Origin of the sequence: Streptomyces sp. NPDC020362 (assembly GCF_040642095.1) — a bacterium.
GTDB lineage: Bacteria > Actinomycetota > Actinomycetes > Streptomycetales > Streptomycetaceae > Streptomyces.
Map to the genome: position 1 here is coordinate 21,452 of NZ_JBFAET010000120.1, position 6,756 is coordinate 28,207.

Below are 6,756 nucleotides of genomic sequence, written 5' to 3' on the forward strand. Positions count from 1 at the left end.
TCAACCCTTCACTCCGGTGAGCGTGACGCCCTCGACGAACGCTTTCTGGGCGAAGAAGAACACGAGGATCACGGGGGCCATGACCAGCACGGTCGCGGCCATGGTGAGGTTCCAGTCGGTGTGGTGGGCGCCCTTGAAGGACTCCAGGCCGTAACTCAGCGTCCAGGCGCCCGGGTTCTCGGACGCGTAGATCTGGGGGCCGAAGTAGTCGTTCCAGGCGTAGAAGAACTGGAAGAGGGCGACGGCGGCGATGCCCGGCTTCGCCATCGGCAGGACCACCCGCAGCAGGGTCCGCAGGTCGCCGCAGCCGTCCACCTTCGCCGCGTCCACGTACTCGTTCGGGATGGTCATCAGGAACTGGCGCAGCAGGAAGATGGAGAACGCGTCCCCGAACGCCATCGGGATGATCAGCGGCCACAGCGTGCCCGACAGGTCCAGCTGCTTCGCCCAGAAGAGGTACATCGGGATGATGACCACCTGCGGCGGCAGCATCATCATCGAGATCACCAGCATGAGCGACAGATTGCGGCCCCGGAAGCGGAACTTCGCCAGCGCGTACGCCACCGGGATCGACGACACCACGGTCAGGGCGGTGCCGAGACCGGCGTAGATCAGCGTGTTCTTCCACCAGGTCAGGAAGCCGGGGGTGTCGAAGACCTTGCGGTAGTTGCCCCACTCCCAGGTGTGCGGGGTCAGGTCCCGGCTCAGGGCCTGGGTGTCGCTCATCAGCGAGGTCAGGAACACGAACACGAAGGGGAGCGTGAAGAAGAGGGCGGCGGCGACGCCGAGGGAGTGGACGGCGATCCATTCGAGCAGGGCCCTGCGGCGGGCCGTCCGCTCCGCCCCGGACACCGGCAGTGCCGGCTTCACCGGCCGGTCCAGTACTTGGGTCATGGTCAGTCACCTGCCTGGATGAGACCGCCCCGGCGCCGCATCAGGAACGCGGTGAACACCATCGACAGGACGAAGAGGACGAGGGCGACGACACACGCGGAGCCGTAGTCGAAGCGCTGGAAGCCGAGGTTGTAGACGAGCTGGGGGAGGGTGAGCGTGGACTTGTCCGGGTAGCCGGGCTCGAACTGGGTGCCCGCGCCCTGGATCACGCCCGAGGCGACCTTCCCGGCGATGAGCGGCTGGGTGTAGTACTGCATCGTCTGGATGACGCCGGTGACCACGGCGAACATCACGATCGGCGAGATGTTCGGCAGGGTGACGTAGCGGAACCGCTGCCAGGCCGACGCCCCGTCCAGCTCCGCCGCCTCGTACTGCTCCGCCGGTACGTCGAGCAGCGCGGCCATGAAGATGACCATCAGGTCGCCGATGCCCCACAGCGCCAGCAGGGTCAGGGCCGGCTTGGACCAGGCCGGGTCGTTGAACCAGCCCGGTGCCGGGACACCCGCCTTCTCCAGGATGGAGTTGACCGGGCCCGTACCGGGGTTGAGGAGGAAGGCGAAGGCCATGGTCGCCGCGACCGGCGGGGCCAGGTAGGGCAGGTAGAAGAGGGTGCGGAAGACCCCCGCGCCGCTCTTGATCTTGGTGATGAGCAGCCCCACACCGAGTCCGAAGACGACCCGCAGGGTCACCATGACGAGGACCAGCCACAGGGTGTTGCGCAGGGCGGGCCAGAACAGGGGGTAGTGCTCGAAGACGTACGTCCAGTTCTTCGTTCCGCTCCACGTCGGCGGCTTGAAGCCGTCGTAGTGCATGAACGAGAAGTAGACCGTCGAGATCAGCGGGTACGCGAAGAAGACCGCGAAGCCGATCAACCAGGGCGACATGAAGGCGGCCGTGCGCAGTGCCTGTTTCCGCTGCTTCGCAGCGAGGCCGGCACTGCGGCGCTTCGAGGCGGGCGTGATCGTGCTCATGGGCTACTTCGCCTGCGCGATGTCCGTGTCGATCTGCGCGGCCGTCTTCTTCAGGCCGGCCTTCAGATCGGTGACCTTGCCGCTCTCGTAGTCGTAGCCGAACTGCTGGATCGTCACCAGGTACACACCGCCGTTGATCGAGGCGGGAGTGGTGGTGGAGTCCGGGTTCGCGGCGATGTCCAGGAAGGTCTTGAACCGCGGGTCGTACTTCAGCTTCGGCGACTTCAGCGCGGCGAGCGTGGACGGCACGTTGTGGATGTCGTTGGCGAAGCCGACCACCGCGTCCGTGTTCGTGGTCATGTACTTCACCAGCTCCCAGGCCGCGTTCTGCTTGTGGCTGGAGGCGGCGATGCCCGCGATGGTGCCCGTGATGTAGCCCTTGCCGTACTGGCTCGCCTGCTCGTCCGGGACGGGCAGCGGCGCGACGCCGATCTCGAAGTCCGGCTTGGCGTCCCCGGCCATGCCCAGGCGCCACTCGCCGTCCATCTGCATGGCGACCTGGCCGGTGTGGAAGGGGTGCTTGGGACCCCACTCGTCACCGAGCGTCGCCCGGAACTTCTCCAGCTTCTGGAATCCGCCGAGTTCGTCGACGAGCTTCTTCTGGAGCGTGAAGCCCTTTTCGAACGCCGGGTCCTTGGCCAGCTCGGACTTGCCGTTCTTGTCGAAGTACGTCGGGGAGAACTGCCCGAAGTAGTGCTCGGTGGTGGACTCCCAGCCGTGGTAGTCCGGCATGAAGCCCAGCTGCTTGTAACCGTCGCCCTGCGGGATCGTGAGCTTCTTGGCGTCGGCCTCGAATGCGGACCACGTCTTCGGCGGTCCGGCGATGCCCGCCTTCTTGAACGCCGTCTTGTTGTAGTAGAGGCCGTACGCGTCGCCCAGCAGCGGCACCGTGCAGCGGTTGCCGTCGAACCGGGTGTACTCGTTCATCGTCTTCGGGAAGGTCGTCTCCGGGTCGATCTTCGACTTGTTGAAGAAGGGGTTCAGGTCGACCAGCGCGCCCGATGAACAGAACTTGCCCACGTTGTTGGTGGTGAAGGAGGAGATCACGTCCGGCGCCCGGTCGCCGCCGGAGCGCAGCGCCTGGTTGATCTTGTCGTCGGTCATGTTGCCGACGATGTTCACGTGGATGTTGGGGTGTGCCTTCTCGAACCCGGCGACCAGGGACTTGACCGCGTCCACCTCGTTCGGCGCGCTCCAGGCGTGCCAGAAGTTGATCGTCGTGTCCTTGGAGGCGTCGTCGGTGGCGCCGGAGTTGGACTGGCCGGTACAGGCGGTGGTGAGCAGGGCCAGCGAAGCGGTCACGGCAAATGCCGCTTTTCGGGCAGGGGAGGGTGCGACTTCGGGCATGGCGAGGTCTCCCGGGGGCGGGGTGGGTGAGAGAGGGAAGGGGAACCGGAAGGGGGCTGCAGGGTGAAGAGGGAGGGGACTGCAGGGCTCAGCGGGCGGTGTCGAAGACCTCGTCGCGGGTGGCGGCGAGCGCGGACTCCAGTGCCCCGCGCAGCACAGGGTGTTCCCGGACGTCGCCGACGACGAGCCGGGGGCGGGCGGCCGCCAGCTCCTCCAGCTCGGCCTGGACGAGGCCGCGCAGCACCTCGCCGCCGGCCGTCAGGGCGGAGCCGCTGAGGACGACGAGTTCGGGGTCGAGGACGGAGACGAGCGAGGCGAGACCCGTGGCCAGCCGGGTCGCGTAGGCCTGCAGCAGCTCCCGGTACGGCCCGCCCGCGTGGTCGGCGGCGCGGGCCACCAGCTCCGCGGCGGCCTCGGTGTACGGCCCCGACGGCACGTCCTCGATGCCGAGTTCCCGGGCCAGTTTCGGCAGCGCCTGGGAGCCGGCCAGCTCCTGGTAGCCACCGCTGTTCGCCTTGGTCACCTGGCGCACCAGCGGGGTGCCCGGCACCGGCAGGAAGCCGACCTCGCCGGCGCCGCCGGTCCAGCCGCGGTGCAGCCGGCCGCCGAGGACCAGTGCGGCGCCGAGGCCCTCCTGGCTCCACAGCAGCACGAAGTCCGCGTGGCCGCGGGCCGCGCCGAGCCGCTGTTCGGCGATGGCGGCGAGGTTGACGTCGTTCTCGTACTCCACCGGCATCGGCAGTGCGGCGGCGAGTTCGTCGAGCAGGCTGGGGGAGTGCCAGCCGGGCAGATGGGAGGCGTAGCGCAGCCGCCCGGTGTTGGGGTCGAAGGCGCCCGGGGTGCCGATGACCAGCCGGTGGACGTCGCTGCGAGCCAGCCCCGCCGCCTTCACCGCGCCGTCGAGGGCCTCGGTGACCTGCTCGACGACCGGCTGGGCCGGGCGGCGGCCCGGAGTGGGCAGTTCGTGCTCGCCGACGGTGCGGCCGGTGATGTCGGCGACGGCGGCGCGGATCCGGGTCGGTGTGACGTCGAGCCCGGCGGCGTGGGCGGCCGCGGGGTTGACGGCGTACAGCTGGGCGTTGGGGCCCGGCCGGCCCTCGCTGGTGCCGGTGAGCCGGACCAGTCCGGCCGCCTCCAGACGGGCCAGCAGCTGGGAGGCGGTCGGCTTGGACAGGCCGGTGAGTTTGCCGATCCGGGTGCGGGACAGCGGCCCGTGCTCCAGCAGGAGGTCCAGGGCGGCGCGGTCGTTCATGGCGCGCAGGACGCGCGGGGTGCCCGGCGTACCGGCGGTTCCTGCCATGGGGGTCGACACCTGCCTTTCCGTCTGCCCAGCTTTCCAGCGACCCGACCTTGGCGTCCAGCCTTGATCATCGGCAGCCGGAAGATCACTGTTAGGAAAGTTTCCTATTCGGGTGGGAGGAACGTAAGCCCAGGACGAAGAGGGCGTCAATAGACAGCGCCCCCGAGGCAACAGAGTCGTTACCTCGGGGGCGGCGGAGAAGGCGTGGGGGCGGGGCGCCCTACTTCGGCGCCGACCGCTGCTGCGGAGTGATCGGCGTCGTGGCCGCCGACTGCGGGGAGTCGGCGTTGGAGTAGACCGAGGGTGCCGCCACCGCCGCCGCCGGATCGGGGGCGTCCTCGGCGTCCTCGGCGGCCGTCGCACCGCCCACGATGCGGATGCTCGCCGCGTCGAACGCCCGCTTGATGCGCCAGCGCAGCTCGCGCTCGACCGTCACCGACTTGCCGGGCATCGTCTTCGCCGAGACCCGGACCACCATCGAGTCGATCAGCACGCTGTCCAGGCCGAGCACCTCGATCGGCCCCCACAGCAGCTCGTTCCAGGGCTCTTCCTTGCTCATCTGCACGGCGACCTCGTCCAGCGTGGCCTTCACCCGGTCCAGGTCCTCGCCCGAGCGCACGGTCACGTCGACCCCGGCGGTCGCCCAGCCCTGGGAGAGGTTGCCGATCCGCTTGACCTCGCCGTTGCGGACGTACCAGATCTCGCCGCCCGCACCGCGCAGCTTGGTCACCCGCAGCCCGACCTCGATCACCTCGCCGGAGGCCACTCCCGCATCGATCGTGTCGCCGACGCCGTACTGGTCCTCCAGGATCATGAACACGCCGGAGAGGAAGTCCGTGACCAGGTTCCGCGCGCCGAAACCGATCGCCACACCGGCCACACCGGCGGACGCCAGCAGCGGCGCCAGGTTGATCCTGAAGGTGGACAGCACCATCAGTGCGGCCGTGCCGAGGATCAGGAAGCTCGCCACCGAGCGCAGCACCGAGCCGATCGCCTGCGAGCGCTGCCGGCGCCGCTCGGCGTTGACCAGCAGACCGCCCAGCGCGGTGCCGTCCACCGACTCCACGGTCCGGTTCATCCGGTCTATCAGCTTGGTGATCGCCCGTCGCACCGCCGCTCTGAGCACGAACGCCACGACCAGGATCAGCAGGATCTGCAGGCCCATCGCGAGCCAGGTCGACCAGTTCTGCTCCACCCAGCTCGCCGCGTTCGTCGCGCTCTGCTGGGCGTCCTGAAGCGTTGGCACGGCCGGGGCCGTCGACCCCGAGGGGGACGGCGACGGCGTCGCACCGGCGGCCGTTAGGACGACGGGCAAGGACACGGCAGGTACCTCCATGGTGCTGCGCGGTCCGCTCCGGTGGGGCGGTCAAGGTCACGAAAGGATTACCGGACGGACAGAACCACCACACTAACGGGGCATTGTGTGTGCACCACGCCGATCCGCGAAGGAGAGGCACGGGAGAGACCGGGCTCACCCGGGCTTGAACAGGCCATGATCCGGGGGATGAACCGGGTGTGGTCGAAAACACTCCCAGCCCGTTACCGGGACATGGTGGCGCTTCCACCAGGCATGAGGGGAGACTGACTGCAGATCGTCCCGGCGCGAGCCACGCGCCGCCGACGCCCAAGGAGGCCCCCGTGCCGCATGTCCTGGTCCTCAACGCGTCGTACGAGCCGCTCGGCGTCGTACCGCTCCGCCGCGCGCTCGTCCTCGTCCTGGAGAACAAAGCGGTCTCCCTCGAGGAATCCGGCGCCTTTATGCACAGCGCAACCGTCACAGTCCCCGCACCCAGCGTGGTCCGGCTCAAGCGATTCGTCCGGGTTCCCTATCGCGGGCCCGTTCCTCTCACCCGCAGGGCGCTGTTCGCCCGCGACGGGGGCCGGTGCATGTACTGCGGTGGCGTCGCAACCAGCGTCGACCACGTCATCCCGCGCAGCCGCGGGGGCAAGCACGTCTGGGACAACGTGGTGGCCTCCTGCCGCCGCTGCAACCACGTGAAGGCCGACCGACACCTCGTGGAGATCGGCTGGCGGCTGCGCCACAAACCCGCCCCGCCCACCGGTCTGGCCTGGCGCATCATCGGGACCGGACATAGGGACCCGCGCTGGCTGCCCTACCTGCAGCCGTTCGGCGCGGACGACGCCCTGGGCCCGACGTCTCCGGGCTGGTCGTCGGCGTGCTCGGCGGCACCGGCCCGCAGGGCAAGGGCCTCGCCTACCGGCACGCCCGGGCCGGCCAGAAGG

At 69.1% G+C, this 6,756-nt stretch carries 5 protein-coding genes and 1 pseudogene; 1 reads left to right on the forward strand and 5 read right to left on the reverse strand.

What is annotated here, in order from left to right; translation table 11 throughout:
• The 5 genes from AB0H32_RS31870 to AB0H32_RS31890 form a co-directional block, all read right to left on the reverse strand.
• Positions 1–894 carry a carbohydrate ABC transporter permease gene (locus tag AB0H32_RS31870; protein ID WP_361127674.1) on the reverse strand — a complete coding sequence of 298 codons (894 nt, stop codon included), beginning with the start codon at positions 892–894 and terminating at the stop codon, positions 1–3.
• A 2-nt stretch (positions 895–896) separates the two neighbouring features.
• Positions 897–1,865, reverse strand: coding sequence for a sugar ABC transporter permease (locus AB0H32_RS31875; RefSeq protein WP_361127677.1), 969 nt, complete (start codon positions 1,863–1,865; stop codon positions 897–899).
• A 3-nt stretch (positions 1,866–1,868) separates the two neighbouring features.
• Positions 1,869–3,212, reverse strand: coding sequence for an ABC transporter substrate-binding protein (locus AB0H32_RS31880; protein ID WP_361127680.1), 1,344 nt, complete (start codon positions 3,210–3,212; stop codon positions 1,869–1,871).
• Between the two features lie 88 nt (positions 3,213–3,300).
• Positions 3,301–4,512 carry an ROK family transcriptional regulator gene (locus AB0H32_RS31885; RefSeq protein WP_361127683.1) on the reverse strand — a complete coding sequence of 404 codons (1,212 nt, stop codon included), beginning with the start codon at positions 4,510–4,512 and terminating at the stop codon, positions 3,301–3,303.
• A 220-nt stretch (positions 4,513–4,732) separates the two neighbouring features.
• A complete protein-coding gene (locus tag AB0H32_RS31890; RefSeq protein WP_361127686.1) occupies positions 4,733–5,833 on the reverse strand; it encodes a mechanosensitive ion channel family protein in 1,101 nt (366 codons plus the stop codon).
• 317 nt (positions 5,834–6,150) lie between these two features.
• Here AB0H32_RS31890 and AB0H32_RS31895 point away from each other — a divergent pair.
• Positions 6,151–6,660: pseudogene (locus tag AB0H32_RS31895) on the forward strand (HNH endonuclease); the annotation flags it as partial.
• Positions 6,661–6,756: the final 96 nt, after the last annotated feature.

Coding starts and splice junctions, on each gene's coding strand:
- AB0H32_RS31870 (WP_361127674.1), bottom strand. CDS start 894: ATGACCCAAGTACTGGACCGGCCGGTGAAGCCGGCACTGCCGGTGTCC.
- AB0H32_RS31875 (WP_361127677.1), bottom strand. CDS start 1,865: ATGAGCACGATCACGCCCGCCTCGAAGCGCCGCAGTGCCGGCCTCGCT.
- AB0H32_RS31880 (WP_361127680.1), bottom strand. CDS start 3,212: ATGCCCGAAGTCGCACCCTCCCCTGCCCGAAAAGCGGCATTTGCCGTG.
- AB0H32_RS31885 (WP_361127683.1), bottom strand. CDS start 4,512: ATGGCAGGAACCGCCGGTACGCCGGGCACCCCGCGCGTCCTGCGCGCC.